The 23,122-nt window shown below is 72.1% G+C and carries 26 protein-coding genes; 9 read left to right on the forward strand and 17 right to left on the reverse strand.

Features of this window, described 5'->3' with window-relative positions; genetic code table 11:
* Entirely contained in the window at nucleotides 1-360 is a 360-nt protein-coding gene (locus ACFVIU_RS10400; protein WP_053654533.1) for an NADH-quinone oxidoreductase subunit A, read from the reverse strand.
* Nucleotides 361-1,103: 743 nt separating this feature from the next.
* On the opposite strand from ACFVIU_RS10400, the gene ACFVIU_RS10405 reads away from it, so the two are divergent.
* Nucleotides 1,104-1,928 (forward strand): C40 family peptidase, encoded by an 825-nt coding sequence (locus ACFVIU_RS10405; RefSeq protein ID WP_385841845.1) that lies wholly within the window; start codon nucleotides 1,104-1,106, stop codon nucleotides 1,926-1,928.
* Nucleotides 1,929-2,091: 163 nt separating this feature from the next.
* Complete coding sequence (gene def, locus ACFVIU_RS10410) at nucleotides 2,092-2,721, forward strand: peptide deformylase (protein WP_385841846.1); 630 nt, start codon at nucleotides 2,092-2,094, stop codon at nucleotides 2,719-2,721.
* A gap of 4 nt (nucleotides 2,722-2,725) precedes the next feature.
* Here def and ACFVIU_RS10415 read toward each other — a convergent pair whose 3' ends face one another.
* Complete coding sequence (locus ACFVIU_RS10415) at nucleotides 2,726-4,018, reverse strand: geranylgeranyl reductase family protein (protein WP_385841847.1); 1,293 nt, start codon at nucleotides 4,016-4,018, stop codon at nucleotides 2,726-2,728.
* A gap of 97 nt (nucleotides 4,019-4,115) precedes the next feature.
* Between ACFVIU_RS10415 and ACFVIU_RS10420 the strand changes: the two genes are divergently transcribed.
* Complete coding sequence (locus tag ACFVIU_RS10420; protein ID WP_385841848.1) at nucleotides 4,116-4,658, forward strand: GNAT family N-acetyltransferase; 543 nt, start codon at nucleotides 4,116-4,118, stop codon at nucleotides 4,656-4,658.
* 82 nt (nucleotides 4,659-4,740) lie between these two features.
* Complete coding sequence (locus ACFVIU_RS10425; RefSeq protein ID WP_385841849.1) at nucleotides 4,741-5,076, forward strand: PASTA domain-containing protein; 336 nt, start codon at nucleotides 4,741-4,743, stop codon at nucleotides 5,074-5,076.
* Between the two features lie 42 nt (nucleotides 5,077-5,118).
* Here the strand turns inward: ACFVIU_RS10425 and ACFVIU_RS10430 are convergent, their stop codons facing one another.
* The 4 genes from ACFVIU_RS10430 to ACFVIU_RS10445 all read right to left on the reverse strand — a co-directional run bounded on the left by ACFVIU_RS10430 (nucleotide 5,119) and on the right by ACFVIU_RS10445 (nucleotide 8,523).
* Complete coding sequence (locus ACFVIU_RS10430; RefSeq protein ID WP_385841850.1) at nucleotides 5,119-5,814, reverse strand: demethylmenaquinone methyltransferase; 696 nt, start codon at nucleotides 5,812-5,814, stop codon at nucleotides 5,119-5,121.
* 72 nt (nucleotides 5,815-5,886) lie between these two features.
* Nucleotides 5,887-6,492 (reverse strand): hypothetical protein, encoded by a 606-nt coding sequence (locus tag ACFVIU_RS10435; protein WP_385841851.1) that lies wholly within the window; start codon nucleotides 6,490-6,492, stop codon nucleotides 5,887-5,889.
* Nucleotides 6,493-6,499: 7 nt separating this feature from the next.
* Nucleotides 6,500-7,699 (reverse strand): cyclic dehypoxanthinyl futalosine synthase, encoded by a 1,200-nt coding sequence (mqnC, locus tag ACFVIU_RS10440; protein ID WP_385841852.1) that lies wholly within the window; start codon nucleotides 7,697-7,699, stop codon nucleotides 6,500-6,502.
* An 80-nt stretch (nucleotides 7,700-7,779) separates the two neighbouring features.
* On the reverse strand, nucleotides 7,780-8,523 hold the full coding sequence (locus ACFVIU_RS10445; protein ID WP_385841853.1) for a prepilin peptidase: 744 nt from the start codon (nucleotides 8,521-8,523) through the stop codon (nucleotides 7,780-7,782).
* A 45-nt stretch (nucleotides 8,524-8,568) separates the two neighbouring features.
* On the opposite strand from ACFVIU_RS10445, the gene ACFVIU_RS10450 reads away from it, so the two are divergent.
* On the forward strand, nucleotides 8,569-9,507 hold the full coding sequence (locus ACFVIU_RS10450; protein ID WP_385841854.1) for a hypothetical protein: 939 nt from the start codon (nucleotides 8,569-8,571) through the stop codon (nucleotides 9,505-9,507).
* Nucleotides 9,508-9,522: 15 nt separating this feature from the next.
* On the opposite strand, the gene ACFVIU_RS10455 is transcribed toward ACFVIU_RS10450, so the two are convergent.
* Together ACFVIU_RS10455 and ACFVIU_RS10460 are read right to left on the reverse strand one after the other, a co-directional pair.
* Complete coding sequence (locus tag ACFVIU_RS10455) at nucleotides 9,523-11,337, reverse strand: serine/threonine-protein kinase (protein ID WP_385841855.1); 1,815 nt, start codon at nucleotides 11,335-11,337, stop codon at nucleotides 9,523-9,525.
* A 78-nt stretch (nucleotides 11,338-11,415) separates the two neighbouring features.
* Entirely contained in the window at nucleotides 11,416-12,267 is an 852-nt protein-coding gene (locus tag ACFVIU_RS10460; RefSeq protein ID WP_385841856.1) for a menaquinone biosynthetic enzyme MqnA/MqnD family protein, read from the reverse strand.
* A 287-nt stretch (nucleotides 12,268-12,554) separates the two neighbouring features.
* On the opposite strand from ACFVIU_RS10460, the gene ACFVIU_RS10465 reads away from it, so the two are divergent.
* The gene (locus ACFVIU_RS10465) at nucleotides 12,555-12,758 is read left to right on the forward strand and encodes a cold-shock protein (RefSeq protein WP_003948780.1); all 204 of its coding nucleotides are present in this window, start codon (nucleotides 12,555-12,557) and stop codon (nucleotides 12,756-12,758) included.
* A gap of 92 nt (nucleotides 12,759-12,850) precedes the next feature.
* On the opposite strand, the gene ACFVIU_RS10470 is transcribed toward ACFVIU_RS10465, so the two are convergent.
* On the reverse strand, nucleotides 12,851-13,414 hold the full coding sequence (locus tag ACFVIU_RS10470) for a helix-turn-helix domain-containing protein (RefSeq protein WP_385841858.1): 564 nt from the start codon (nucleotides 13,412-13,414) through the stop codon (nucleotides 12,851-12,853).
* A gap of 68 nt (nucleotides 13,415-13,482) precedes the next feature.
* On the opposite strand from ACFVIU_RS10470, the gene ACFVIU_RS10475 reads away from it, so the two are divergent.
* Both ACFVIU_RS10475 and ACFVIU_RS10480 read left to right on the forward strand, forming a co-directional pair.
* Nucleotides 13,483-14,199, forward strand: coding sequence for an AzlC family ABC transporter permease (locus ACFVIU_RS10475; protein ID WP_385841859.1), 717 nt, complete (start codon nucleotides 13,483-13,485; stop codon nucleotides 14,197-14,199).
* Nucleotides 14,196-14,510 (forward strand): AzlD domain-containing protein, encoded by a 315-nt coding sequence (locus tag ACFVIU_RS10480; RefSeq protein WP_385841861.1) that lies wholly within the window; start codon nucleotides 14,196-14,198, stop codon nucleotides 14,508-14,510. The genes ACFVIU_RS10475 and ACFVIU_RS10480 overlap by 4 nt, the downstream gene beginning before the upstream one ends.
* Here ACFVIU_RS10480 and ACFVIU_RS10485 read toward each other — a convergent pair.
* Nucleotides 14,507-16,129 carry a serine/threonine-protein kinase gene (locus ACFVIU_RS10485; RefSeq protein WP_385841862.1) on the reverse strand — a complete coding sequence of 541 codons (1,623 nt, stop codon included), beginning with the start codon at nucleotides 16,127-16,129 and terminating at the stop codon, nucleotides 14,507-14,509. The two genes, ACFVIU_RS10480 and ACFVIU_RS10485, sit on opposite strands and share 4 nt — an antisense overlap.
* A gap of 84 nt (nucleotides 16,130-16,213) precedes the next feature.
* Between ACFVIU_RS10485 and ACFVIU_RS10490 the strand changes: the two genes are divergently transcribed.
* Entirely contained in the window at nucleotides 16,214-16,873 is a 660-nt protein-coding gene (locus ACFVIU_RS10490) for a methyltransferase domain-containing protein (protein ID WP_385841863.1), read from the forward strand.
* A 10-nt stretch (nucleotides 16,874-16,883) separates the two neighbouring features.
* On the opposite strand, the gene ACFVIU_RS10495 is transcribed toward ACFVIU_RS10490, so the two are convergent.
* From ACFVIU_RS10495 to ACFVIU_RS10525, 7 genes are all read right to left on the reverse strand, one after another.
* Nucleotides 16,884-17,372 (reverse strand): carboxymuconolactone decarboxylase family protein, encoded by a 489-nt coding sequence (locus tag ACFVIU_RS10495; RefSeq protein ID WP_385841864.1) that lies wholly within the window; start codon nucleotides 17,370-17,372, stop codon nucleotides 16,884-16,886.
* Between the two features lie 108 nt (nucleotides 17,373-17,480).
* Nucleotides 17,481-18,377 (reverse strand): LysR family transcriptional regulator, encoded by an 897-nt coding sequence (locus ACFVIU_RS10500; protein WP_385841865.1) that lies wholly within the window; start codon nucleotides 18,375-18,377, stop codon nucleotides 17,481-17,483.
* 186 nt (nucleotides 18,378-18,563) lie between these two features.
* On the reverse strand, nucleotides 18,564-20,519 hold the full coding sequence (locus tag ACFVIU_RS10505; RefSeq protein WP_385841867.1) for an AMP-dependent synthetase/ligase: 1,956 nt from the start codon (nucleotides 20,517-20,519) through the stop codon (nucleotides 18,564-18,566).
* Between the two features lie 316 nt (nucleotides 20,520-20,835).
* Nucleotides 20,836-21,480, reverse strand: a complete 645-nt coding sequence (locus tag ACFVIU_RS10510) for a TetR/AcrR family transcriptional regulator (RefSeq protein WP_385841868.1) — start codon at nucleotides 21,478-21,480, stop codon at nucleotides 20,836-20,838.
* Between the two features lie 10 nt (nucleotides 21,481-21,490).
* Entirely contained in the window at nucleotides 21,491-21,799 is a 309-nt protein-coding gene (locus ACFVIU_RS10515) for a DUF4229 domain-containing protein (RefSeq protein ID WP_385841869.1), read from the reverse strand.
* 90 nt (nucleotides 21,800-21,889) lie between these two features.
* Nucleotides 21,890-22,414: a GNAT family N-acetyltransferase gene (locus ACFVIU_RS10520; RefSeq protein ID WP_385841870.1), complete on the reverse strand. Its 525-nt coding sequence runs from the start codon at nucleotides 22,412-22,414 to the stop codon at nucleotides 21,890-21,892.
* A gap of 16 nt (nucleotides 22,415-22,430) precedes the next feature.
* On the reverse strand, nucleotides 22,431-23,084 hold the full coding sequence (locus ACFVIU_RS10525; protein WP_385841871.1) for a UdgX family uracil-DNA binding protein: 654 nt from the start codon (nucleotides 23,082-23,084) through the stop codon (nucleotides 22,431-22,433).
* Between the last annotated feature and the right edge of the window lie 38 nt (nucleotides 23,085-23,122).

Consider the following 23,122-nt stretch of genomic DNA (forward strand, 5'->3'; position numbering starts at 1 on the left):
TCAGTCCCATTCCAGGCCGCCGCGCCGCCATACGTACGCGTAGGCGACGAAGACGGTGAGCACGAAGAGCAGCATCTCCACGAGCCCGAAAATCCCCAGGGCGTCGAAGGTGACGGCCCAGGGGTAGAGGAAGACGATCTCGATGTCGAAGACGATGAAGAGCATCGCCGTCAGGTAGTACTTGATGGGGAAGCGCCCGCCGCCGGCCGGCGTGGGGGTCGGCTCGATACCGCACTCGTAGGCATCGAGCTTGGCGCGGTTGTACCGCTTCGGACCGATCAGCGTGGCCATGACCACGGAGAAGATCGCAAAGCCTGCCCCGAGGGCTCCCAGTACGAGGATGGGCGCATACGCGTTCACCGCTCCTCGCTCCTCTCAGTCGGCGCTGACTGCGGTTGCAACTGGGCTCACTTCCGCCTCACCGGTCCCACAGGTCCCGCTCGTCCCGGGCCGAAGATCGAGAACATGTGAAGCAGGTCACAAGCCCAACTGCCTCGCATCTTATGCCCGCCGCTCTGTGATCTGCGACACGGGGTATTCCACAAGCTTTGTGATCTCTGCCACCTGACGAAGGATCATCAAGTCGGATGATGGGTGATCTTCATACTCGAAGCGTTCAGTTGATCACGAGAAGTGACATTTTCGCTTGTCGTCGCAGGCCGGAGGGCGTGCCTCAATATCAAGAAAGTTCGCCTGCATGCAAATTCGCGCTGGGCGATGGATCTTGATAGTGGACCCCGTTCACACATCAGTGGTAGGGCGGGGGCCGGATGTGGACGAGCGGTGAGTGCGTGCACGCGTTCACGAGCACCCGCGCGCGATGGACGCCCGGCTTCCGGTGACCGTTCCGTGACCTCCGCCACACCGCTGAGAGGCGGCTGAGAACCGGGCTTGGCCATCGACCCCAACCAGTGGTAGGCGGGGGGCAATCCGGACGTAATGATCAAAGACCGTGATCAACGGCTTGATCATCGAGGTCCGCTATGTCCGTTACGGCGTCAATAAAGAGCGACACGCCCGGGATTCGGGGGCTCGGTTGAGTAACTGTGGCGCAGCACACGTTTCTTGAAGATATGAAGGAGCCCCTGGTACCGGTTGTTCCCATGTCCCACACCGCTCACATACGCAGCCACCGGAAGCCCCGCCGCAACGCGTCGACCCTCGCGATGCGGGCCGGAGTTGCCGGTGGCGTCCTCAGCACCCTGGCAGTCGCCGGGGCGTCCGGCTCGGCCAACGCGTCCGAGCCGGTGACGCAGACCCTTGAACTGCCCACCCTGACGGCCGATCTGGCCGCTCAGGCGGCCCAGTCCGCGGACGCCACCCAGCAGGCCGCCGCGAACTACCAGCTGGATGCCGAGCGGGACGCGGCTGCCGCAAAGGCCGCGAAGCAGGCCAACTCGGACCTCGCCGAGGCCAAGAAGAAGGCCGCTGCCAAGAAGAAGGCCGAGGAGGAGGCCCGTAAGGAGGCCGCCGCCCGCGCCACGCGCAGCACGCAGCGGACGACCCTCAACACCACGGCGGACTCCGGCTCCACCAGCACGACGACGACCACCACCAGCACCTCCACGGCCACCGGCTCGGCCGCGGCCGTCGTCAGCTTCGTGAAGGCGCAGCTGGGCAAGGCGTATGTCTCCGGCGCCACCGGCCCGTCCGCCTACGACTGCTCCGGCCTGGTGCAGACGGCCTTCAAGCAGGTCGGCATCAGCCTGCCGCGGGTCTCCCAGGACCAGTCGACCGCCGGCACCCAGGTCTCGCTGAGCAACCTCCAGCCGGGCGACATCCTGTACTGGGGCCCCGCGGGCAGCGCGTACCACGTGGCGGTGTACGTCGGCGACGGCATGTTCGTCGGCGCCCAGAACCCCTCCGACGGCGTCGTGGAGCACCCGCTGTCCTACGACCAGCCGACCGGCGCCGTGCGGGTGCTCTGAGCGCACCCCGCACCTCTCGCACAACACCTCGCACCCGCAGGGCCGCAGCCGCTCGTAGGCAGCGGCCCTGCGCGCGCAGAGCGGCGACACGCGCCCGCCCCGCCTGCCATGCTCTGGCTGGGCCGCCGTCCGGCGGTCCGTCACGAGCGAAGGAGAGCGTGCGATGCCACGCGTGTTCGTACAGGGAAGCCCCGTCGGCTCCTACCCCCGCTACGCCCCCGAGGCCGGGCGCGGCGCGGTGCGCCGGATCACCGAGGTCGGCGAGGAGGTGCTGCACCGGCCGTGCCGGGACGTCACGGAGTTCGGGCCCGATCTCGCCGCCCTGGTCGACGACATGTTCCGGACCATGTATGTCGCCGAGGGGGCGGGGCTCGCGGCGAACCAGGTCGGGGTCGATCTGCGGCTTTTCGTGTACGACTGCCCCGATGACGAGGGAGTCCGGCATGTCGGACACATCGTCAATCCGGTGCTGGAGACGCCCTTGAGCGGCCGGCGGCTGCTGGACGAGGGCGAGGGATGCCTGTCGGTGCCCGGTGCCGTGATGGACGTACCGCGGCCGGACCGGGCCGTCGTGCGCGGGCAGGACAAGGACGGCAATCCGGTCGTCATCGAGGGAACGGGGTATTTCGCGCGCTGCCTCGCCCATGAGACCGACCACACCCAGGGGCATGTCTATCTGGACCGGCTGTCCCGGCGGGAGAAGAAGGACGCGCTGCGGCAGATGGCGGACCGGCGGGACGAGGTGTTCGCCCGCCGGGCCGCCAGGGCCGAGGAGCCGATCCTGAGCAGCTAGCCGCTCAGGCCTTCGGGGCCACCTTGCTCAGGCCGTTGATGATGCGGTCCATCGCGTCGCCGCCCGTGGGGTCGGTGAGGTTCGCCAGGAGCTTCAGCGTGAACTTCATCAGCAGCGGGTGGGTCAGGCCGCGCTGGGTGGCGATCTGCATGACCTTCGGGTTGCCGATGAGCTTCACGAAGGCGCGGCCGAGGGTGTAGTAGCCGCCGTAGGTGTCCTTGAGGACGCGCGGGTAGCGCTGGAGGGCGATCTCGCGCTGTGCGGGCGTGGCCCGCGCGTGGGCCTGGACGATGACGTCGGCGGCGATCTGGCCGGACTCCATGGCGTAGGCGATGCCCTCGCCGTTGAAGGGGTTCACCAGGCCGCCGGCGTCGCCGACGAGCAGCAGCCCGCGCGTGTAGTGCGGCTGCCGGTTGAAGGCCATGGGCAGGGCCGCGCCGCGGATCGGGCCGGTCATGTTCTCCGGGGTGTAGCCCCAGTCCGCGGGCATGGAGGCGCACCAGGCCTTGAGGATCTCGCGCCAGTCCAGCTCCTTGAAGGAGGCGGAGGTGTTGAGCACCCCGAGGCCCACGTTGGACGTGCCGTCGCCCATGCCGAAGATCCAGCCGTAGCCGGGCAGCAGCCGGTCCTCGGGGCCGCGGCGGTCCCACAGCTCCAGCCAGGACTCCAGGTAGTCGTCCTCGTGGCGGGGGCTCTCGAAGTACGTCCGGACGGCGACACCCATCGGACGGTCCTCGCGGCGGTGCAGCCCCATCGCCAGGGACAGCCGGGTGGAGTTGCCGTCGGCGGCGACCACGAGCGGCGCGCGGAAGGTGACCTCGCGCTTCTCCTCGCCGAGCTTGGCGGTGACGCCGGTGATGCGGCCGGTGCGGTCGTCGATGACGGGGCCGCCGACATTGCAGCGCTCGTACAGCCGCGCCCCCGCCTTCTGGGCGTTGCGGGCGAGCTGCTCGTCGAAGTCGTCGCGCTTGCGGACCAGGCCGTAGTTGGGGAAGGAGGCGAGATCCGGCCAGTCCAGCTGGAGGCGGACGCCGCCGCCGATGATGCGCAGGCCCTTGTTGCGCAGCCAGCCGGCCTCCTCGGAGATGTCGATGCCCATGGCGACGAGCTGCTTGACCGCGCGCGGGGTGAGGCCGTCGCCGCACACCTTCTCGCGGGGGAACTCGGTCTTCTCCAGGAGCAGGACGTCGAGACCGGCCTTGGCGAGGTGGTAGGCGGTCGTGGAGCCGGCCGGCCCCGCGCCGACGACGATCACATCGGCGGTGTGCTCGGAGAGGGGCTCCTTCACGACGGTCACGGCGGGATCTCCCCAAGTTCGAAATCTGCGTGCCGACCGGCACTGGACATGGGCAGTCTATTCAGCAGAATTGATCACCCGGCTGAAGGGCTGCGTTGTGAACCGACCTCTCCCCGCGGTACGGCTGCGCGTTCCCACTCACGAGGACGCGGTCGCCTGGCACCGGGTCTTCGACGATCCCGAGGTCATGGAGTTCTACGGCGGCAGACCGGCGGCCCTGTCGGTCTACGAGGAACTCACCGCGCGCCAGCGGCGGCACGACGCCGAACTCGGCTTCTGTCTCTGGACACTGCTGGACGAGGCGGGCGAGGTCATCGGGTTCACCGGCGCCCAGCCCTGGCGGCCGCGCTGGGGGCCGGTCGGCGAGATAGAGATCGGCTGGCGGCTCGGCCGGGCGCACTGGGGCAAGGGATATGTCACCGCGGCCGCGCGCGAGACGCTGGAGCGGGTGCGGGCGGCCGGGGTGCCGGAGGTGGTGGCGCTGGTCCGGCCGGGCAACGAGCGGTCGATCGCGGTGGCCCGGCGGCTCGGCATGCGGCCGGCGGAGACCTATCCGCATCCGACCCTGGACGAGCCGACGCTCTGCTTCCGGCTCCCCCTGAAACCTGCTTCCGACTCCCCCTTCAATCACGCAGAGTAGCCATCTGTCACGGACCGACACCGGCGCCTTTCGGCCGTGCCGCCCGGGAGTTACCCTTCCAGTACCGCTGGGGGTGACATCTGTGCCTATACCGCCCAAAACACCCGAAGTACGTGTCCCACGGCTGGTCGGTCTGATGGCCGTGGACGCGCGAGAGACCGCCCGGACGCGGGGTCTCTTCCTCAACGCGCCGGACCGCCCGGACTTCCACCGCACCGTCGTCGACTACGTCGTACGCCAGTATCCGCAGCCCGGGGCCGAGGTGCCGCCGGACTCGATGGTGTACGTGTGGTTCGACTTCGGTGAGGGCGAGGGCGGCGGGGGCGTGCGCGAACCACGCATCCCGCAGCCGCCCACGGGCGGGCTCCAGCGCGAACTGAACCAGCCCGGAGACGCCTTCGAGGCGGTCAACGGGTAGTCGGCCGGCCATCGACCGGTCGTGCGGCCGGCAGCCGGCCGGTCAGTCGCCCTTGAAGCCGCGGTGCAGCGCGACCACGCCGCCGGTCAGGTTGCGCCAGGCCACCTTGGACCAGCCCGCCTTGCGCAGCCGCTCGGCGAGGGCGGGCTGGTCGGGCCAGGCGCGGATGGACTCGGCGAGATAGACGTAGGCGTCCGGGTTCGAGGAGATCGCGCGCGCGACCGGCGGCAGCGCCCGCATCAGGTACTCGGTGTAGACGGTCCGGAAGGGCGCCCACGTCGGCTGCGAGAACTCGCAGATCACGACCCGGCCGCCGGGCCTGGTCACCCGGTACATCTCGCGCAGCGCCGCGTCGAAGTCCTGGACGTTGCGCAGCCCGAAGGAGATCGTCACCGCGTCGAAGGTGTCGTCCTTGAACGGCAGCCTGGTCGCGTCACCGGCCGTGAACGGCAGCCAGGTGTGCCTGCGCTTGCCGACCTGGAGCATGCCCAGGGAGAAGTCGCAGGGGACGACGTACGCGCCGGTGCGGGCGAAGGGCAGCGAGGAGGTCGCGGTGCCCGCGGCGAGGTCGAGGATCTTCTGCGCGGGGCGGGCGTCGACCGCCTTCGACACCTCCTTGCGCCAGCGCCGGTCCTGTCCCAGGGACAGCACGTCGTTGGTCAGGTCGTACCGGTCCGCCACGTTGTCGAACATCGAGGCGACTTCGTGCGGCTGCTTGTCCAGGGATGCGCGGGTCACCCGGCCATTGTTGCAGCCCGCCCGCCGGGAGGGAGCGGGGGCTTGGGGTGGTGTGTCCGGGCGCGCGTCGGCTCAGCGGCGGCGGAACAGCAGGCGGCCCGACAGCACGGTCGCCACACAGGTGGCGGCGCCGCGTTCGGTCAGTTCCGTCTCGTCGGGGACGTCGAAGACGGCGAAGCGGGCCGCCGAACCGGGGCCGGGCGCCGGGGCGAACACCGCGGGCGCGCCGGTGGCGAACGGGTCCAGGGACGGCACGCCGGGCGGGCGGGCGGCGCGGCCGGCGAGCACCAGTCCGGTGCGCCGTACGGCGTCCCGCACCGCGCGGTTGGTCAGCTCCGCGCAGGCCGCCGCGACCGTGCCGTGGGCCAGCATGCGCTGCGCCCCGCGCCGGGCACTGGCGCCCCAGCGGGCGTCGTCCAGCGCGAGTGCGGCGAGGGCGGCGCCGGTCAGCGGCTCGGTGCCCAGCTCGTCGGCCTCCCGGGGGTCCGGGTGGTACGCCTGCTCCAGCAGTTCGGTGCCGTGCGTGTTGACGAGCCCGGGGGTGAGGATGCCGGGCCACTGGCGCACCCGCGCGCGGGGGTACGCCCCGGCCAGCTCCTCCAGGGTGCCGGCGGCCGCGATCAGCTCGCCCTCGACGGCGAGGGCCCGGCCCCTGGAGTCGGCGTGGATCGTCAGCACGGCGCGCTCAGCTGGACGTCAGCAGCTTCAGCTCGGGGTGGGCGGTGCCGCCCTCGATCGCCGTGGAGGAGATGTGCGAGACCACGCGGTCGTCGACGGGGTCGTTCGCCGGGTCGTCGTGCACGACCAGGTGCTCGTACGTGGTCGAGCGCTGCGCCGGGACGCGGCCCGCCTTGCGGATCAGGTCGATGATCTCCAGGCGGTTGGAGCGGTGCTTGGCGCCCGCCGAGGAGACGACGTTCTCCTCCAGCATGATCGAGCCGAGGTCGTCCGCGCCGTAGTGCAGCGACAGCTGGCCGACCTCCTTGCCCGTGGTGAGCCAGGAGCCCTGGATGTGCCGGACGTTGTCCAGGAAGAGGCGGGCGATCGCGATCATCCGCAGGTACTCGAAGAGGGTCGCCTGGGTGCGGCCCTTCAGATGGTTGTTCTCGGGCTGGTAGGTGTACGGGATGAAGGCCCGGAAGCCGCCCGTGCGGTCCTGGACGTCCCGGATCATGCGCAGGTGCTCGATGCGCTCGGCGTTGGTCTCGCCGGTGCCCATGAGCATCGTCGACGTCGACTCCACGCCCAGCCGGTGCGCGGTCTCCATGATCTCCAGCCAGCGCTCGCCGCTCTCCTTGAGGGGCGCGATCGCCTTGCGGGGGCGCTCGGGGAGCAGTTCCGCGCCGGCGCCCGCGAACGAGTCCAGGCCGGCCTCGTGGATCCGGGTGATGGCCTCCTCCACCGAGACGCCGCTGATCCGGGCCATGTGCTCGACCTCGGAGGCGCCCAGCGAGTGGATCACCAGCTGCGGGAAGGCCTCCTTGATGGCCTTGAAGTGCGACTCGTAGTACTCGACGCCGTAGTCCGGGTGGTGGCCGCCCTGGAACATGATCTGGGTGCCGCCCAGCTCGACGGTCTCCGCGCAGCGACGCAGGATGTCGTCGAGGTCGCGGGTCCAGCCCTTGTCCTTGTCCTTCGGGGCCGCGTAGAAGGCGCAGAACTTGCACGCCGTGACACACACGTTCGTGTAGTTGATGTTGCGCTCGATGATGTACGTCGCGATGTGCTCGGTACCCGCGTACATCCGGCGGCGTACGGCGTCTGCGGCGGCGCCCAGCGCGTGCAGGGGGGCGTCCCGGTAGAGGTCGAGGGCCTCTTCCGGGGTGATCCGCCCACCGGCGGCCGCACGGTCGAGGACAGACTGGAGGTCGGCCTTCTCGGTCACCAGGGCGTCCCTTTCGTCAAGGTTGGGAGACGGATGGGCGGACCGAACCAGCCTACGCCAGCGGTTTCGGCGGCCGGACGTCAGGCCGCGTACGCGCCGGCCAGCAGTCCGGCGAGCGCGCCGGCGAGCAGGAACGGCCCGAACGGTACGGCCGTCTTGCGGCCCGCGCGCCGGGCCAGGACCAGGACACCGCCGTACAACGCGCCGAGCAGGAACCCGGCGAAGGAGCCGAGCAGCACGGTCGGCCAGCCGTACCAGCCCAGTACGGCGCCCATCCCCACGGCCAGCTTCACATCGCCGAAGCCCATGCCGCTCGGGTTGAGGAGGTACAGCGCGTAGTAGCCGCCGCCCAGCGCGAGGGCGCCGTACAGCGCGGTGGTCCAGTGACCGGCGTGCTCGGGCAGCAGGGCGGTGAGGCCCAACAGGGCGAGGGCGGCGCCGGCCAGCGGCAGGGTGAGCGGGTCGGGCAGCCGCCGTACCCGGAAGTCCACGGCGGCCAGCAGCACGCCGACGGGCGCGAGCAGCAGCCAGACGGCCAGTTCCGGACGGGTGCCGGTGGCGGCGGCCAGCGCGGCGCAGACCAGGGCGGTGGCGGTGGCGAGGAGCGGGGCGGAGGGGAGACCGGTGCCGGCGCGGGCGCGGTGCGGGCAGCGCGGGCAGTGTGCCGGGCCCAGCCAGCCGTTCAGCTCATGGCCGTCCGCGCACGCCGCGCGCCAGCCCTCCCCCTGCGGGACGGCGAACCGGTGCACGGCCCTGGGCAGCAGCGCGCCCGCCGCCGCGCCCCACAGCGCGGCCCCGGCCCACAGCAACTCGTCACTCGTCACAGCCGCATCGATACCCCGACGCGGCACGTCGTATCGTTACGGCGCATGTGGCCAGGAGAGCAGACCCCGGGCGGACAGCACCCCAACCCGTACCAGCAGCCCGGCTATCACCAGCCGAACCCCTATCAGAACCCCGACCCCGGCCCGTATCAGACCCCGAGTCAGGCCCCGAGCCCGGACCCGGGCGGGAACAGGGGGCGGAACCGGACCCGGCTCATCGCCTGGGTCGCCGCGGCGGCTGTCGTGGTGGCCGCGGGCGTCACCGGGTTCCTGGTGCTCGGCGGCACGAAGCACAAGGGTGCCGACCCGGGGCCGACCGGCCCGGCGTCGCCGTCGGGGAGTTCGGCCAATCCCCGGGCGGACGACGCCCGGACGGCGACCGTCAAGGGCTGGAAGGTCGTGACGAACCCGGCCCAGGGGATCGCGTTCGACGTCCCGCCGCAATGGGAGCTGCTGTCCCGCAGCTGGGTCACGTACGTCTCCAAGAACGGGGATCCGGAGGACAAGCCGCTCATCGCGATACGCAATGTCGCGGCCCTGAAGCAGAAGTGGTGCTCCTCGGACGACGACGGGGACGGTACGGCGGAGAACACACCGCTGGCCGAGGTCGGCAGCCGGGGCAACAACGGCTACCGCAGCACCCGGCAGATCGCCGGTTCCGACTCCGGGACCTGGGTGTACGGCGGCTACACCCAGCCGGACAGGAAGAAGGTGAAGCAGGGCCCCATCGAGGAGTTCACCACGAACTCCGGTCTCACGGGCAGCCTGGGCACCGCCCGGTCCGTGGGGGTGCAGAAGTCGAAGAAGTGCACCACCGACGGCAAGGCCTGGGTCTTCGCCTTCAAGAACTCCGCCGGGGACCTGGTCTCGTGGTCGTTCTTCGGCGCCGCGAACGTGCCCGAGGAGGTGCCGGACGCGACGATCCGGAAGATCGTCGCGACCGTACGGCTTTCCAAGATCTCGGAGTCCGACTCCGACTCCTGACGCGGTGGCGGAGCGTCAGCCCACCTTCGACATCAGGGATTCGGGGTTGCCTTCGGCCGCACTGTCCGAGGTGTACTTCAGGCGGTCGCCGACCGGGGTCAGCTCGATCTGGTGCGGTGCGGGGTCGCAGCCCAGGTGGTTGCCCTCGGCGCCGGCCGAGGTGACGAGGAGCTGGGTCCTCGTCACCTTCTTCAGGGTGAGGATGTCGGTGCAGACCGCGCCGATCTGGTCGGTCTGCTTCAGCCGGCCCAGCTCCTGTCCCACGGCGGCCTGGTGGACGGTGACCCGGAAGGTGCCCATGGAGACGGTGCTGCCGAGTGCGGTGCCGGTGGCCTGGCCCTCCCAGGTGCCGAGGTAACGGGCCGGGATGACGCCGGGCCGTCCGCTGGGGGCGCCGGTGCTCGGTGCCGGGGTCCGGGCGGAGTTGCTGCCTCCGGCCGATTCGTCGCCGCCCGTGAACCAGGGCCGGAGCAGGGCGCCGAGGCCCAGGGTGGTGAGGGCCAGCGCGCCGGCGACGGCGAGGGCGAGGGTGCAGCTCAGTTTGCGGCCGTGGCCGGTCTCGGTGGGGGCGGTGGTGGCGGCGAGGCTGAGGGAGAGGCGGCCGGGGGGCTTGGGTGGGGGTGCGGGTGCGTTGTTCGGTGCGGGTGCTTGGTGGGGCACCCGGCCTGCGGCCGGGTCCGGGTTCCCACCCGCACCACCGGTGCGGGCAGCGTCGTCGGGTGCGGGTGGCCCTGGTGGGGCGGATGCGCCGTCGGCGGCCGCGGGTGGGGCCGTGAGGGCGGCCGCGGAGACCGGAGCCGGGCCCGCAGGCGTCTGCATCACGGGTGCGGGACCGAACCGGCCCTGCCCGCCCGCCTCCCCGGACCCCGTCGACCCCGTACCGAGGTGCAGCGCTCCCGGGGGGAAGGTCAGGGGGCCGGAGGGGTGGGTGTCGGATGTGTCCAGGTTGAGGAGGTGTACGGCGCTGCGGCTGACCTGTTCCACCAGGGGGCCCGGCAGCCAGCCGCCCGTGATCAGGCGGGCGGCGCCTTCGGGGGCGAGGCGGTTGCCAAGCTCGGCGGGGGTCGGCCGGGCCGTCGGGTCCTTGGCCAGGCAGGCCAGCGCGACCTCCCGCAACGGTCCGGTCAGCGCGCCCAGTTCGGGTTCCTCGTGGACGACCTTGTAGAGCAGCGCGGCGGAGGAGTCACCGGGGAAGGGGGACGCGCCGGTCGCCGCGTGGACGAGAACCGCGCCGAGGGAGAAGACGTCGGCGGCGCCCGTGACGGCCTTGCCGAGGATCTGCTCGGGCGCCATGTAGCCGGGCGAGCCCAGGGACACACCGGTGGAGGTCAGGGACGCCGTACCGTCCGTGGCGCGGGCGATGCCGAAGTCGATGAGGAGCGGGCCGTCCAGGGTCAGCAGCACGTTGGAGGGTTTGACGTCCCGGTGGACCAGGCCCAGGCCGTGGACCGCGCCCAGCGCCTCGGCGAGGCCCGCGCCCAGCCCCCGTACCGTGTGCTCGGGCAGCGGCCCGGTGGCGGCCACGGCCGCCGCGAGGGAGGGGCCTGCGGCGTAGCCGGTGGCGACCCAGGGCACCGGGGCGTCCGGGTCCGCGTCCAGGACCGGGGCGGTCCACGCGTCGCCGACCCGGCGGGCGGCCGCGACCTCGCGCCGGAACCGGGCGCGGAACTCCTCGTCGAGCGCGAAGTGCGGGTGCACGATCTTGACGGCGACCGTGCGGCCGCCCGCGCTGCGGCCCAGGTAGACGCGGCCCATGCCGCCGGAGCCGAGCCGGCCGAGCAGCCGGTAGGGGCCGATGCCGGCGGGTTCGTCGGCTTCCAGCGGCTGCACGGCGCCCCCCGTTTGTTTCCCCGTACCCCAACGCCTCTGCCCGGGCGCCTGGCCGGGCGCCCGTCCCCACCGTAGTGACTACGGCTGAAGCAGGTCCACCCTGACATCGGCCGGGAAGCCCGTGGTCGGGCCGATCCGGCGGGCGAACTCGGCGACCGCCGACAGCTGCGGCGGGCCGAAGCTGAAGTCGAGGGTGGTGAAGTACTGCTCCAGGGTCGCCTCGTCGAAGGCCTCCCACTGGGCGGCCTGCTCGGCGACCTTGCCGACCTCCTCCAGGGAGAGGTTGCGGGAGGCGAGGAAGGCCTCGTGGACCTGGCGGGTGATGGCCGGCTCGCGCTCCAGGTAGTCCCGACGGGCCGCCCACACGGCGAAGACGAACGGCAGGCCCGTCCACTCCTTCCAGAGCGCGCCGAGGTCGTGCACCTGGAGGCCGTAGCGGGGGGCGTCGAGGAGGTTGGCGCGCAGGGCCGCGTCGCCGATGAGGACCGCCGCCTCGGCCTCCCGCATCATCAGGCCGAGGTCGGGCGGGCAGGTGTAGTAGTCGGGCTTGACGCCGTAGCGGTCCGCGAGGAGCAGCTGGGCGAGGCGGACGGACGTGCGGGAGGTGGAGCCGAGGGCGACCCGGGCGCCGTCCAGCCGGTCGAGCGGGGCCTGGGAGACGATCACGCAGGACATGACGGGGCCGTCGCAGCCCACGGCGATGTCCGGGAACGCGACCAGGTCGTCGGCGTTGCGCAGGAACTCGACCAGGGTGATCGGGCCGATGTCGAGGTCGCCGCGCACCAGCTGTTCGCTGAGCTTCTCCGGGGTGTCCTTGGTCAGCTCGAAGTCGAGGAGCGTGCCGGTTCTCGCGAGCCCCCAGTAGAGGGGCAGGCAGTTCAGGAACTGGATGTGGCCGACACGGGGCCGCCGGGAGCGAGAATTGTCCACATCGCGAGACTAGACCCCGTGGAGTACGGTGCCCGTACCGACCCCACCGCCGAACGGGCTAACGGATGTTCAAACATCCGGGTGAAGTGATCTTGACCTCTATTGCATTCGGCTGCCCGCGTGCTAGGCTCGCCGCAAGTTGCAGTTTGGTTTCCCTTGCAGTACAGAGCCTGCGGAGCATGTGACCGCGGGCTCTCGTCGTTTTCAGACATATGCAGTTGTGCAGCACCGTTACACACTTGCAGGTTCTGGAGCAGGGCAAACCCTTTTGGGCCCAAGGAGGGCTTATGGCTACCGGAACCGTTAAGTGGTTCAACGCCGAAAAGGGCTTTGGCTTCATCGCCCAGGAGGGCGGCGGCCCCGACGTCTTCGTTCACTACTCCGCGATCAACGCCAACGGCTTCCGCTCCCTCGAGGAGAACCAGGCGGTGACCTTCGACGTCACCCAGGGCCCGAAGGGCCCGCAGGCGGAGAACGTCACCCCCGCCTGATCTCTCCCTGATCGCAGAACCTGAGAGCAGTACCCAAGGAGCCCCACGCCGTCCGGCGCAGGGGCTCCTGCCTTTTCCCGTTCGTTTTCCGTTCACCTGTGCTGCATGATCAGGACGAACTTCGTTCCGGCGGCGAGCGCCTCGTAGGAGTGCGCGAGATCCCCCCGGTACGACATGTAGTCCCCGGGGCCGAGTTCCGTGGTCTCCCCGCGCGGGCCCGCCTTGACCCGGCCCTCGCTGACCACGATGTGCTCGGTGGTTCCTGGAATATGCGGCTCCGAATCCCGTACGGTCCCGGGTTCCAGCCATACGAAGTAAATGTCCCGGCGTACGCCGGGCGGGCTCGCGGACAGCAGCGAGGCCAGGTAGCTGGACTGGTCGGAGTGGACCGTCGGGCCCTTGCCGGCGCGGATCACCTGGACGCTGGGCGCGGGCGACTCCACCAGGGTGCTGAAGGGCACGCCGAGCGCGACCGCGAGCGCCCAGATCGTCTCCATGCTCGGGTTGCCGCACGCCGCCTCCAGCTGGGACAGCGTGGACTTGGCGATGCCGGCGCGCTTGGCCAGCTCGGACAGGGACAGCCCGGTGCGGGCGCGCTCCCGCTTCAGGGACGCGGCGATCCACTCCATGGGAAGCCGGGAGGGCACCTCGGACATGCCGTTCGCTCCATCGGTACGTTCGTTCGCCTTGACGGACCGGCGGGTCCGTGTCCATCGTAGGAAACATGCGTTCGCCACAACGAACAACCACTCCGTCCTCGCCGACCGCCCCCGACGACGTCTCCCTGGTGCGGGACGCCTCCCTCGTCTGGCTGGCCAGCGGCATCGTGGGCGTCTCCTTCGGCGCCGTCTCCGTCGCCGGGGGCCTGCCGGTGTGGGTGCCCGTGCTGATGTCGATCGTGGTGTACGCGGGGTCGGCCCAGTTCAGCGCGGTCGGGGTGCTGCTCGCCGGGGGCGGGCCGGTCGCCGCGGCGGCCACCGGGCTGCTGCTGAACACCCGCGTCGCCGCCTTCAGCCTGGCCGTCGCCGAGATCATCGGCACCGGCCGGCTGAGCCGGCTGCTCGGCGCCCACCTGGTCACCGACGAGACCGTGGCCTTCGCCCTCGCCCAGACCGATCCGGTACGGCGGCGGCGGGCCTTCTGGATCTCCGGGCTCGGCCTGTTCGCCGTGTGGAACATCGGCGTGCTGGCCGGCGCGCTGGCGGGCAAGGCCCTCGGCGACACCGCCCGCTACGGCCTGGACGCCGCCTTCCCGGCCGTCCTGGTCGCGCTGATCCTGCCCACCCTGCGGCAGGACGCGACGGTACGGCGGTGCGCGCTGCTCGGCGCCGCCCTGGCCCTCGCGGTCACGCCCGCCGTACCGGCCGGGGTGCCGGTGCTGCTCGCCCTCGCCGGACTGGTCCTGCACCGCCGGCCCGCCGGGCGGGAGGCCGCCGGATGAACGCCACGGTCGCCGTGATCCTGGCCCTCGCGGTCGGCACGTACGCCTTCCGGCTGGTGGGCCCGGTCCTGCACGGCCGGGTGACGGTCCCGCCCCGGGTGCAGCAGCTGGCCTCGGCGGGCGCGGTGGTCCTGCTCGCCGCCCTGCTGGCCACCGGCGCCCTGACCGAGTCCGGCGGCTTCGCCGGCTGGGCCCGCCCCACCGGCGTCCTGGTGGGCGCCCTCCTGGCCTGGCGCCGGGCCCCCTTCGCGGTGGTGGTGATCGGCGCGGCGGCGACAACGGCGCTGCTGCGGATGGCCGGGGTGGCCTAGGACTTCCGCCAGACGGTCAGGTCTCCGGAGACGAAGCCGATCTCCGGCATCGCGGTCGACTTGGTCTGGATCACGAAGAGCGCGATGTCACCGGAGGAGTGCTTGATGCAGATCTCGGTGCCGTTCGCCGCCGAGGCCAGCGGGAGCCGGTGCCTTTGGGCGTGGTGAAGCATGAGCCGGCAGTCGTCGTACGTGGTGCCCGGCTTGCCGAACATCTGGACGAACACGCTGGTGTCGCTCTCCAGCTCGCAGCCGACCGTCTTGCAGTCGAAGCGGATGTCTCCCTTGCGGTTGTCCAGGTTCGCGTACGGGTCCGCCAGGCTCAGCGAGTTCTTCGTGTCCACCATCACCGGGGCGTAGGCCTGGGCCTGCGGCTGCCGCGGCAGGGCGGAGGGGTCCGCCGCAGAAGACCCCGCGGGGCCGGAGGAGGGCGAGGTCTCCGGGGTGGACTCCGGCGACGCGTGCGAGGAGTGCGACGACTGCGACGAGCGGGCGAGGGCGCCCGCGCCGGAGGTCGTGGAGCCGGCCGCGTCCCGGTGGCCGAGCCCGCCCCGCGCGTCCATGACCGCCCAGGCCAGCGCCGCCACCAGCAGCGCGCCCCCGGCCACCCCGGCGGCGGCGCGCAGCACGGTGCGGCGCCGACGGCCCTTCCCGTCCTCGGGCGAGGGCCGGGGCGCCGAGACCACCGGCACGGTGTAGGCGGGGGTCGGCTCGGGCACCGGAGCGGGCACCACCGCCGGGGGCCCGGCGAGGTCCCGCCACACGGCCGGTGCCCCGCCCGCGTCGGTCCCCTCCCCCAGCCGCGTCCGGCACCACTCCAGGACCTCCGCCACCGTGGCCCGCTCCGCCGGGTCGGCGGCCAGGCACCGCGCCAGCACCGGCCGCAGCGGCTCGGGCAGCACGGTCAGGTCGGGTTCGGAGTGCACGATCCGGTACAGCACGTTGAGGGCCGGGCCGTCCCCGTACAGCGGCCTGCCCAGCGCCGCGAAGGCCACGGTCTGGGCGAGCGCGAACACATCGGTCGCCGTGCCGACCTCGGCGCCGGACGCCTGCTCGGGGGCCATGAACACCGGGGTGCCGACGGTGCCGCCCGTCGCCGTGTACGCGGTGCCGTCGGCGGCGAGCGCGATACCGAAGTCGATCACCCGGGGCCCGTCGGCGGCCAGCAGCACGTTCGACGGCTTCAGGTCCCGGTGCACGATCCCCGCCCCGTGGATCACCTGGAGCGCCTCGGCCACCCCCGCCATCAGCCACAGCACCGCCGGCACCGGCAGCGGGCCGCGCCGGGCGACGGCGTCCGCCAGCGAGGGACCGGGCACGTAGAGGGTGGCCAGCCAGGGCGGGGTGCCGTCCGCGTCCGCGTCGATCAGTTCGGCGGTGTACGCGCCCCGGACCCGCCGGGCCGCCGCTATCTCCCGCCGGAACCGCCGCCGGAAGTCCGGGTCGTCGGCCAGCTCCGGCCGTACGACCTTGAGCGCCACCGGGCGGCCGCCCCGGGTGTGCGAGAGGTAGACCCGGCCCATGCCGCCCGCGCCGAGCCGCGCGGCGAGCCGGTAACCGGCCACCGCCGGTGGATCGTCCGCCTGGAGTGGCTGGAAGACGTCTGTCGCGTGGTCCATCGGCCCACTTCCCCCGTTCTCTGAGCCGGCCAAACCACAGCAGCCTAGACGGGGGTGTCAGTGCCGCCCGGTACGGTCCCGGGCATGAGCGATGACGTGGACTTTCTCGCCGCCACCCGTACCTTCTACGACACCGTCGCCGAGGACTACGCCGGGCACTTTCCGGGGGTGACCGCGCGCACGCCGGTGGAGCGGGCGTTGATCGGTGCGTACGCCGAACTGGTCGGGGCCGGCGGGAAGGTGGCCGATCTCGGTTGTGGGCCGGGCCGCAACACCGCCTACCTCGCCTCGCTCGGCCTGGCCGCGTTCGGGCTCGACCTGTCGGGGGCCATGCTCGCCATCGCCCGCCGGGAGAACCCGGGACTCCGCTTCGAGCAGGGGTCCATGCTGGAGCTGCCGCTCGCCGACGGCACGCTGGACGGCGTCGTCTCCTGGTACTCCAGCATCCACACCCCGACGGCCGAACTGCCGCGGCTGTTCGCCGAGTTCCACCGGGTGCTGGCGCCCGGCGGCCATCTGCTGCTCGCCTTCCAGGTGGGCGAGGAGCCGCTGCGGCTGGCCCAGCCGTGGGGGCAGCCGGTGACCCTGGACTTCGAGCGCCGCCGCCCGGAGCGGATGGCGGCGCTGCTGGCCGAGGCCGGGTTCGCGCTCGGCTCCCGTACCGTCCGCGAGCCGGACGAGGACCTCGGCGAGTCCGTACCGCAGGCCTTCCTGCTGGCGCGCAAGCCGGTGCGCCCGGCCTGAGCGGCGCAGCTCAGGCCCACTGGGCCTCGGCGAGGGAGGCGACCGGCTGCGGCTTGCCGATCACGGCAAGGGCGACGAAGAAGTTGATCTGGCCGATGGCGATGGTGAGGGTGGCCAGCGCCTTCTGGTCGTAGTGCCGGGCCGCCTCGGCGTACAGCTCGTCGGTGACGCGCTCCCGGCCGGGCGGGGCGGGCTGGAGGGTGGCCTCCACCAGGGCCAGGGCGGCCCGCTCGGCGTCGGTGAAGCAGCGGGCGTCCTGCCACGAGGAGACGGCGGTGATGCGCTCCTCGGACTCCCCTGCCTTGCGGAGGAAGCCGGTGTTCAGCACCGTCAGATAGGTGTTGCCGACGATCTGCCCGGCCCGCAGGTGGACGAGGCTGATCGTGGTGCGCGGCACCGAGCGGTTGCCGGTGGCCCGGAAGAGGGCCGCGCTGACGTCGGCCAGCTCGGGCACGAACTCGGTGGGGTCCGGCATCCGGGAGATCGGGGTGTGCGCCATGGCTGTGCTCCTTCGCATCGTCTGCTCGGCGTTCTCACCGCACTGACGGACGGGCGCGGGCAGATGTGACGGGGAGGCGCGGGCGGTTTTCGCGAGCGTGGCGGCCGGTCAGGACGCGGCGGCGGTCCTGCACTCCACGACCGTGTCGGCGAAGGCGCGGGACGGGGGGCTGAGCGCGTCCCAGCGGCGGACGGCCCAGCCGACGGGGAGGGGGCGCAGGCCCGGGAGGGGGACGAGGCGCAGCGGGCCGTCGCCGGGCGCCGGCAGCCCGGGTACGGCGGGGACCACGGCCCGCCCGACGCCCAGCTCGGCGAGGAGCAGGGCGGTGTCCCAGTCGGCGACGCTGGGTTCGTAGGCGAGGCGGACGCCCAGCTCGGCGCAGGCGGTGTCGAGGTGGACGGCGGAGGTGGAGTTCGGGGGCAGCCGGATGAGCCGTACGCCGGCCAGGTCGGCCGGGTCCAGGCGGTGCCGCCCGGCGAGGGGGTCGTCGGCGCGGACGGCGAGCAGCCAGGGGAGTTCGACGACCGTGCGCTGCTCGATGCCGCGCACCGGCGGGCCGACGGTGACCCAGGCCAGGTCGAGGGTGCCGTCGGCGAGGGCGTCGAAGCTGCTGCGGCCCGAACTGACCGTGCGGAACTCGAGGTTGACCCGGGGGTGGCGGCGGCGGAAGGTGACGACGGCGTCGGACATGAAGTGCCGGACGGTGGTGGCGCCGGTGGCGACGCGGACATAGCCGCTGTGGCCGTCGCGGAGGTCGCGCAGCTGCCGTACGGCGAGGTCGAGGCCGGAGATGCCCTCGGCCGCGGCCGCCTCCAGCATCCGCCCGGCCTGCGTCGGGACGACTCCGCGCGGCTGCCGCTCCAGCAGGGCGACGCCGGTCTCCTTCTCCAGCCGCTTGACGTGCTGGCTGACGGCCGACTGGGTGCAGCCGAGGTCCCGGGCGACGGAACTCAGGCTGCCGGCCCGGCACACGGCCACGAACACACGCAGGTCCTCCAGGGTCATGTCCCCAAGCTAACACTTGGAGTTGAGGAGAAAACCCAAGGATTGACTGGGTGTCAGGGCGGTACGAGGATCGTCTGCGGGCCGCGACCGACCCAGGCGGCAACCCGCTCCGCGCCCTCGCCGAGTCCGGACGACGCGGGAACAGCGTGGAGCGGGTGCCGACCACCGGCGCGGGCCCGTCGGCCCTCAGCGCGTGTACAACTCCTCGATCCGGTGGGAGAAGTCGGCCATGATCCGCTCCCGGCGGAGCTTCATCGACGGGGTCAGATGGCCCGCCGCCTCGGTGAAGTCGTACGGCAGCACGGCGAACCGGCGGATGGACTCGGGCCGGGAGACCAGCTTGTTCGCCTCGTCCACCGCCCGTTGCAGGACCTCCTCCAACTCGGGGTCGCCGATGAGCAGTTCCGGCGGCACCGGGTGCTTGCCGATCATCTGGCGCCAGTGACCGACGCCGTCCGGGTCCAGGGTGATGAGGGCCGCCACATACGGGCGGGCGTCGCCGACCAGCATCACCTGGGAGATCAGCGGGTGCTGGCGCAGCCAGTTCTCCAGCGGGGCCGGCGCCACCGACTTGCCGCCCGCCGTGATCAGCAGCTCCTTCTTGCGGCCGGTGATGGTGAGATAGCCCTCGTCGTCCAGGTGGCCGAGGTCGCCCGTCGGCAGCCAGCCGTCCCGGGTCGCGGGGACGACACCACCGGCCTGCGGATCCCAGTAGCCGCGCAGGACATGGTCGCCGGCGACCAGGATCTCGCCGTCCGCCGCGATCCGCACCCGGGTGCCGGGCAGCGGCCAGCCGACCGTGCCGAGGCGGGGCTTGAGCGGCGGGGTGACGGTGGTGGCGCCGGTGGTCTCGGTCAGGCCGTACCCCTCGAAGATCTCGATGCCGGCGCCGGCGTAGAAGGCGGCCAGGCGGCGGCCGAGCGGAGAGCCGCCGCAGATGGCGTGCCGGACCCGGCCGCCCATGGCGGTGCGGATCTTGCGGTAGACGAGCGGGTCGTAGAAGGCGCGGGCGGTCTTCAGGGCGCGGCTCGGGCCGCTGCCGGTGCCGGTCTGGCGGGCCTCCAGCGCCTCGCCGTAGCGCCGGGCCACCGTCGCCGCCCGGTCGAAGACCGCCGCCCGGCCGCCCGACTCGGCCTTGGCCCGGGCGGAGTTGTAGATCTTCTCCAGCATGTACGGGATGGTCAGCAGACAGGTCGGCCGGAACGCGGCGAGGTCCGGCAGGAGGTCCTCGGGGGCCAGGCTCGGGGCGTGCCCGAGGCGCACCCGGGCCCGTACGCACGCGATGGCCACCATCCGGCCGAAGACATGGGACATGGGCAGGAAGAGGAGTACCGACGGGCTCTCGTCCTGCGCCTTGAAGACCGGGTAGAGCAGTTCGACGGCGTTGTCGGTCTCGGCGAGGAAGTTGCCGTGGGAGAGGGCGCAGCCCTTGGGGCGGCCGGTGGTGCCCGAGGTGTAGACGAGGGTGGCGAGGGTGCCGGGTCCGAGCATGCCCCGGCGTACGCCGACCTCGGCGTCCGGCACCTGCGCGCCGGTCTCGGCGAGCCACTCCACGTGCCCCTGGTCCATCACCCACACATGCCGCAGGTCGGGCAGGTGCTGGAGTTCGGGGCCGAGGGCGGCGGCCTGGGCGGGGGTCTCGGTGACCAGGGCGACCGCGCCGGAGTCGTGCAGGATCCAGCGGGTCTGGAAGACCGAGGAGGTCGGGTAGACGGGCACGGTCACCAGGCCGGCCGCCCAGGCGGCGAAGTCGAGCAGGGTCCACTCGTACCGGGTGCGGGCCATGACGGCGATCCGGTCGCCCGGGACGAGCCCCTCGGCGATCAGCCCCTTGGCCACCGCGAGCACCTGTTCCGCGAACCGCGCGGCCGTCACGTCCGTCCAGCGGCCGTCGGGGAGCCTGCGGCTGAGGACGACCTGGGCGGGGGCCGCCTCGGCGTTGTCGAAGGGCAGGTCGGCGAGGGAGCCATGGGTGACCGGCGGCGCGAACGGCGGTACGGACACCTCCCGTACGGCCCCGTCCAGCCGCTGGACCGAGGGCTCGACCAGGACCGGGCGGCCGTCGTAGTCGGTGGCGGAGACCGGGGCCTGCGGGGCGGCGGAGCCGGAGGAGACGGGGCTGGGCGGGTACGGAGTGGACACGGGCGGCTCCTCGGGCGGGCGGCGGTGCACCGCTGTGCTGCATGTGCTGCGGGTATTCCGTGACGTACGCGCCTCGCGCGCAGAGGCGTTCACCGGTGAAGAGCGGAAGAGACCGGTTACCGGCGGTAGGCAGGTGATCGTACGGGTCCCTCGTGGGGGGATTGTGCGGGTTCCGGGATGGTCCGGGGACGGGGATGTGCAAGGTGCACCCCCTCCTTACCTCCGGTGACCTTACTCCCCGGTAAGGGTCTGGGACCGAGGCGTACGGGAGTCGTCCATGGCGGCTGGTCCGACGAGGAAGCAGCCCCAACGGCGCTTACCCGGACGGCGGGATCCAGGGGCGTCCCCGCATCAGGTTGCCCAGGCCCGACCAGGCGAAGTTCATCAGGGTGGAGGCCGACTGACGGGCGGTGACTCCTGGGGTGGCGTTGGCCCAGGCGGCGAGGGACTCGGCGGCGCCGACCAGCGCCTCGGCCAGCCCGGCGACCTCGTGTTCGGGCAGATCGGGGTCCTGGTGGGCCTCCCGTGCCGCCACCGCGACCAGCCGGGTGACGAACGCGACGATCTCCGCACGCATCGCGGCGGCCTCGGCCGCGAACGGATCGCCGTGCGTACGGGCCTGGAGGTGCAGCACCGTCCAGCCGTCCGGACGCTCGGCGGTGTGCGCGAAGAACGCCTGGAGCCCGTCCCACAGTTGCCGCTCGGCGGACAGGCCGGAACGGACCGCCGCCCGCACGGCCCCCGTCAGCGCGGCGGCCTCCCGGCGGATGCAGGCGGTGAAGAGGTCTTCCTTGGAGTTCAGATAGAGATAGACCAACGGCTTGGACACGCCCGCCAGTTCGGCGATCTCGTCCATGGAGGCGGCCATATAGCCCCGCCGGCCGAAGATGCGTACGGCGGCGTCGAGCATCTGCTGCTCCCGCACCGCCCTCGGCATCCGCTTGGTCTTCGCCCCACCCATGAGGGCAAGACTAGTTGGACGCGGCGGCCTCGCCCTGCGCCCGAGCGGTGTCGTCGGCGCCGTCCTCCTGGCTGCGGCTGGCCTCCAGGTTGGCCTTCATCCGGTCGACCCTGCCCACGATCTTCTCGGAGGCGCGGTCGCGCTCCCGGCGCAGCACCACCCAGCTGATCGGCGCCGAGACGATCAGGGCGAGCAGCAGGATCCACAGGCCGTTGGAGTCGCCGAAGCCGCGCGGGAAGATGCCGGAGTAGACGGCTCCCCAGACGACCACGAGGCAGCCCGCGAAGATACCGAGGCGCATCAGCGTGTAGCGGAGCATCTCAATCCACTCGTCCGATTCCAAAAGGGGTCATCGTCCAGTGAAGCACGAACCGGAAGGGATCTCGCAGGGGGGTCGGGGGCGGGGGGGTCAGCCCAGCGGCAGCAGCATGAAGATGTCGTCGCGGTCGTCGCCGGGCCCGACCCGGATCGCTGCGGGCACCCGCCCGACCTCCTTGTAACCGCAGGAGGCGTAGAAGCGCTCCAGTCCCAGGCCGCCCCGGCAGGTGAGCCGGATCGCCTCGATGCCCTCGAAGGTGCGGGCCGCGTCCTCGGCCGCCGCCAGCAGCTCACGGCCGTAGCCCTTGCCCTGGTGGGAGGGGTGGACCATCACCGTGTACAGCCACACCCAGTGCGCCATGAGCCGGTGCGTGTTGAAGGAGAAGAAGGCGGTCGCGGCCACCGCGCCCGTCTCGTCCCGGCCGACGAGCAGCCGGTGCCGGCCCTCGGCCATGGCCGCGAAGTGCTTCACCAGCTCCGGGCGGACCTCCGCACGGTCCACCGGGGGGACAAAACCGACCGCTCCGCCCGCGTTGCTGACATCGGTCCACAGGTCGAGGATGCCGTCGCGCAGGGCCGGGGTGACGGCGGGGTCCAGGGTGAAGGTAAGGGCCATGCGCCGATCGTAGCCATTACTTCAGAGCGCGTGCAGCCACTTTCAGATCGGCGACGAGTCCCTGGTAGGCGGCCTTGCGGTCGGCGTCGTCCTGCGCCCGCAGCACCGAGGACGGATGGACGGTCGGCACCAGCCGCTCGGGCCGCCCGTGGATCTCCCGCTCCAGGACCGTGCCGCGCGCCTCTCCCACCCGGAAGGAGGAGCCGAGCAGCGCCTTGCCCGCCGTCGCGCCGAGCACCACGATCAGTTCCGGCTCCACGAGCGCCAGCTCCGCCGCGAGCCAGGGGCCGCACGCGGTCATCTCGCGCAGGCTCGGCGCCTTGTGGATCCGGCGCTTGCGGGGTTCGGCGCGGGTGAACTTGAAGTGCTTGACCGCGTTGGTGACGTAGGCGTCCGCCGGGTCCAGGCCGGCCTCCTCCAGCGCCCGGTCGAGGAGCTTGCCGGCGGGGCCGACGAAGGGCCTGCCCTGCCGGTCCTCCTGGTCGCCGGGCTGTTCGCCCACGAGCATCACGCGGGCGTGGGCGTTCCCCGCGCCGAAGACGGTCTGCGTGGCGTTCTCGTGCAGGGGACAGCCACGGCAGTCGGCGGCGGCCTGGGGGGGGGGGGGGGGGGGGGCCCCCCCCGGCACGAATGGCTCCGCCGGGTTGGGGGGTTTCGGTGGCGTGGCCATTTGCTGGCGAGTAACCGGGGTTTTGGGCGGGGAACGGG

The organism is Streptomyces sp. NPDC127190, assembly GCF_042672505.1.
In the GTDB taxonomy this organism is placed as follows: domain Bacteria; phylum Actinomycetota; class Actinomycetes; order Streptomycetales; family Streptomycetaceae; genus Streptomyces.